This window comes from Bacillota bacterium (assembly GCA_040754675.1).
In the GTDB taxonomy this organism is placed as follows: domain Bacteria; phylum Bacillota; class Limnochordia; order Limnochordales; family Geochordaceae; genus Geochorda.
The window spans coordinates 1-2,665 of the sequence record JBFMCJ010000547.1; the positions used below are offsets into that span (position 1 = coordinate 1).

A 2,665-nucleotide genomic window follows, 5' to 3' on the forward strand; every position below is an offset into this window, starting at 1 on the left:
GCCATTCACGACTCGGAAACCCCTTCCCGGCCACGGAGTTCGTTCACGACCTGTTCCGTCGTTTCACCTGTGCGCAGGTACCCGGTCCACCGCCGGAGCGGAGACCCCCGGTCTTGCTCACCCGGGCCCGCTCCGTGAGTGCTCAGTTCAGATTCCGGTAGGCCTGTCCGCGAGGCCGCACGGCGATGATATAGACCACTCTCCGGGCCTTGTCCACTGTGAATAGCACCCGGAAATCGCCCACTCGCAGTCGCCACAGGCCAGGCACTCCTCTCACCGGGTCCACGTCGCGCCCGGGGCCTGGATATGGGTTATCCTGCAGACCATCAATGGCCTCACGTAGCCTCATCCGCTGCAGCCGGTCTTGACGCTTCAAGGCCTTCTCAGCCTCACGCGAGACCTCGACCCGCCAGCGGCTCACGATTCGAGCTCCCGGCGCACCTCTTCCCAGGGGCGCAGCCGGCCAGCTTGAATATCAGCCAGGCCCCGGCGCACGGCGGCTAGGTCGCTAGCCGAGAACTCCTCGCCTTCCCCCTCGGTGAGGAGCCACCGTGTGTAGTCGAGCACTTCCTGCGCCTGCTCGTCGGTCAGCCTCTCGACCAACTCCCGTAGGGTCTCCTTGGTAGTGGCCACTGCTCCCTGCCCCTTCACAGCCCGGTCTACTGGGGCTGCACGTGATGGTTGGGTACCCGCGTCTTCTCCGGGCGTGCGCCCCGCGACATAACCGTAGGCCCAGACGACGGTTTAGTCAAATCTCCCCAACCGCAGCGGCCCTTGGTCGGGGCCGGGTGGCGTGGTATGATCCCCTTCGTGCAGGGAGGTGCGCCAGGTGTCTCATTCAAGAGGGGCGGGGGAGGCCTCAAGCCTCTCCGGAGCGGCCCTCGAGGCGATCCGGCAGCGTCTGGACGACCCGGCAGGCGTGGCGCGGCTGGATCCCTACGGCATGCTGCGCCTGATCGAAGGGCTGGCCGACCAGGTTCTGGCGGGCTACGACGCGGGGAGGCGGGCAGCCCCGAACGCCCCGCAGGGTGGGTTCCGTGCCGTGGTGCTGGCGGGCATGGGAGGCTCGGCGATCGGCGGAGACCTTCTGAAGGGGGTCGCGGCCGACCTGTCGCCGGTGCCCGTCGAAGTGGTACGGGACTACCGCATTCCCGCCTACGTGGACGACAGGACGCTGTTCATCGCATCGAGCTACTCCGGCAACACCGAGGAGACACTGGCCGCCCAGGATGAGGCCGCCCAGGCAGGCGCCCGCATCGTGGCCCTCACGAGCGGCGGGCGGCTGGGAGACGTGGCAGCCCGGAAGGGATGGCCCACGGCCCGTATCCCGTCGGGCCTTCCGCCGCGGGCCGCGCTCGGGTACTCCCTGTTTGCGGCCATCGGCGTGATGGAGGCTGCGGGGCTGCTGCCGGAGATGCAGCAGGCGATGGATCAGACGATCCGGGCAGTGCAAGAGGTGCGGGAACGCTGCTCGATGCGCCGGACCATCCGGGAAAACCCGGCGAAGCAGGAGGCCGTCGAACTGGTTGACCGGGTGCCCATCCTGTTCGGGAGTTCGGGCATCGGAGGCGCGGTGGCGTACCGGTGGAAGACCCAGTTCAATGAAAACAGCAAGCACCCCGCTTACTGGACCAGCCTTCCCGAACTCGACCACAACGAGGTGGTCGGATGGGAGGCGCCGCCGCCGGCGGTGGCGCGGCAGCTGAGGCTGGTGATGCTGCGGATCGGCGACGAGTCGCCGCGGATGCAGCGCCGCTTCGAGGCGACCCGGCGCATTCTCGAGGGGCGGGCTTCGGGCCTGGTGGAGCACACGGGCAACGGCGAGGGGCACCTGGCGCGGGCGGTGGCGCTGCTGCACCTGGGCGACTACGTGAGCTACTACCTGGCCATCGCCAAGGGCGTCGACCCGACGCCGGTGCGCTTCATCGACCGGCTGAAGGCGGAGCTCGCCACCATGCGCTAGCACGGGGCGCAAAGCGCGGGCAGCTCACCCGGGAGGCAGAGACGTGGCAGCTTTCGTGGCAGGGGTAGACCTGGGCGGGACCAAGATCGCCGCCGGACTGGTGGACGAGGGCGGGCGAGTGCTCCACCGGGTGGAGCTGCTCACCCGGCCGGAAGAGGGGCCGGCAGCGGTCATGGATCGCATGATCGGGTCGGTGAGGGAGGTGTGCCGGGCGGCGGGCGTCCGGCCGGAGGAGCTGCAGGCCGTCAGCGTGGCCTGCCCCGGCCCGCTCGACCCGGTGCGGGGCGTGGTGACGGAAGCCCCCAACCTGCACTGGCGCAACGTCAACGTGACGGCGCCGATGCGCGAGGCCCTGGGGGCTCCCGTTTATCTGGAGAACGATGCCAACGCGGCCGCCCTCGGCGAGTGGTGGGCGGGAGCGGGCCGGGGGACCCGCTCCTTCATCTACGTCACGGTCAGCACGGGCATCGGCGGCGGGATCGTCATCGAGGGGCGCATCTACGGGGGCGCCCACTGGGCGGCCGGGGAGATCGGGCACACCGTGGCCGTCGTGGAGAACGGGCCGCTTTGCGGATGCGGCCGGCGTGGGTGCCTGGAGGCCATGGCGTCCGGGACGGCCATCGCCCGGCGGGCCGCTGAGGCGCTGCAGGCAGCCGGCTGGCGCGAGGGACAGGTGCCGGATGAAGCCGACCCCCGGCCGGG

At 70.1% G+C, this 2,665-nt stretch carries 4 protein-coding genes; 2 read left to right on the plus strand and 2 right to left on the minus strand.

What is annotated here, in order from left to right:
* Window positions 1-142 precede the first annotated feature (142 nt).
* Both AB1609_20575 and AB1609_20580 read right to left on the minus strand, forming a co-directional pair.
* Window positions 143-421 (minus strand): type II toxin-antitoxin system RelE/ParE family toxin, encoded by a 279-nt coding sequence (locus AB1609_20575; GenBank protein MEW6048839.1) that lies wholly within the window; start codon window positions 419-421, stop codon window positions 143-145.
* Window positions 418-633, minus strand: coding sequence for a hypothetical protein (locus AB1609_20580; protein MEW6048840.1), 216 nt, complete (start codon window positions 631-633; stop codon window positions 418-420). The genes AB1609_20575 and AB1609_20580 overlap by 4 nt, the downstream gene beginning before the upstream one ends.
* 196 nt (window positions 634-829) lie before the next feature.
* Between AB1609_20580 and AB1609_20585 the strand changes: the two genes are divergently transcribed.
* Both AB1609_20585 and AB1609_20590 read left to right on the plus strand, forming a co-directional pair.
* Entirely contained in the window at window positions 830-1,963 is a 1,134-nt protein-coding gene (locus tag AB1609_20585; protein MEW6048841.1) for a bifunctional phosphoglucose/phosphomannose isomerase, read from the plus strand.
* A 43-nt stretch (window positions 1,964-2,006) separates the two neighbouring features.
* A partial coding sequence (locus AB1609_20590) for an ROK family protein (GenBank protein MEW6048842.1) occupies window positions 2,007-2,665 on the plus strand: 659 nt, incomplete at its 3' end.